Consider the following 1507-nt stretch of genomic DNA (forward strand, 5'->3'; position numbering starts at 1 on the left):
TGAAGTGAACCCAATTTGTTGGACACTTATTAAAATTTGTTTTTTAAGCTGTTAATAAGGATTGCTCCCTGTATTGAACAGGAGTTAATCCTTTTAATTTTACTGTAATTCTTTGAGTATTATAATACTCGATATATTCTTCCATCGCAATTTTTAAATCATCTAATGTTTCAAATGTATACTCATACCCATAAAACATTTCATTTTTCATCTTTCCAAAGAAGTTCTCCATTGGCGAATTGTCTAAACAGTTTCCTTTCCTTGACATTGACTGTTGAATTCCTTTTTCCTCTAGCATTTTGTGGTAACCCTGCATTTGATATTGCCAACCCTGATCTGAATGAATGATAAGATTATTCAAGTTATCATATTTATCAAAAGCTTTATTAAGCATATCTTTTGTCTGTTCAAAATTTGGACTTGTTGATATATTGAAAGATACTATCTCTCGATTATGTAAATCTAATATTGGTGATAGATAAAGTTTACCGGCTGCTATATGAAATTCTGATACATCTGTAGACCATATTTCATTGCAGCTTGTTGTATCAAAATTTCTCTTATAATATGTCTTATGATTTTCTTCATCAACCACTTTATCAAGTAACAGATTCTTTACTGTACCATTCATATCACCTTTATATGATTTATATTTTGCTTTTGGCATTTTGGCATATAATCCCATTACAGTCATTAATCGTTTGACTTTCTTATGATTGATCACATATCCCATATTTCTTAATTCTAAAGCTATTCTGCGATAACCATAACGTTCTTTATGCGTATAAAAGATATCGATAATAATGTTCATTATTTCATCATTTTTCATATCTTTATGAGTCTTGGATAACGTATAATAATATGTTGAACGTTTTAATCCGGATATCTCAAGAAGAATCCTTAGTGGATATTTACGCTGCAGCTCACAAACTACCGCTACTTTTTCTTCGGTTGTCGATTCTTCCTTGCCTGAACTGCAGCTCTCAATTTTTTTAGGTATTCAACTTCCGCTTCCAAATACTGATTCCTATTTTCAAGATATTTGATTTTTTCTTCTGGTGTCATATCTTCGTATTTTTTATTGAATTGATCTTTTTTGTTCATAGTAGATGGCCTTCCTCTCGTTTTCTCTACTATAACATATCCATTCTCTTTATACGAGCGAATCCAGTTAGACAATATACCTGTTGAACCTAAACCATATTCAATAGCAGTACTTATTGTTGATTGACCATCAATAATGACTTTATTGATGATTTCTAATTTTAACTCTGGCGAGTAATATTTGTTTTTTCCAGAATTCAAAATATCAAAGCCGTGCTTATCTATCAATCTAATTAAATACTCAACATTACGAGTATTTATTTGATATTCTTTAGATAATGATGGTAAAGTTTGTCCTTGCTTTCGTTTTACATATAATTCTATTTTTTGTTCTCTTGTAAGTTTTGCCATAATAAAAATGAACCTCCATTATTTGGGTGTCCAAATAACGGGGTTCATTTCA

At 30.3% G+C, this 1507-nt stretch carries 1 protein-coding gene; it reads right to left on the reverse strand.

Features of this window, described 5'->3' with window-relative positions; translation table 11 throughout:
• Positions 1-43: 43 nt before the first annotated feature.
• Positions 44-1455 (reverse strand): IS3 family transposase gene (locus E0K96_RS12040; protein ID WP_087298016.1). Its coding sequence is split into 2 segments (ribosomal slippage): positions 44-943 and positions 946-1455, totalling 1410 coding nucleotides; the frame shifts between segments, so codons are not numbered across the junction.
• Positions 1456-1507 lie beyond the last annotated feature (52 nt).

This window comes from Massilimicrobiota sp. SW1139 (assembly GCF_012027715.1).
In the GTDB taxonomy this organism is placed as follows: domain Bacteria; phylum Bacillota_I; class Bacilli_A; order Erysipelotrichales; family Coprobacillaceae; genus Allocoprobacillus; species Allocoprobacillus merdigallinarum.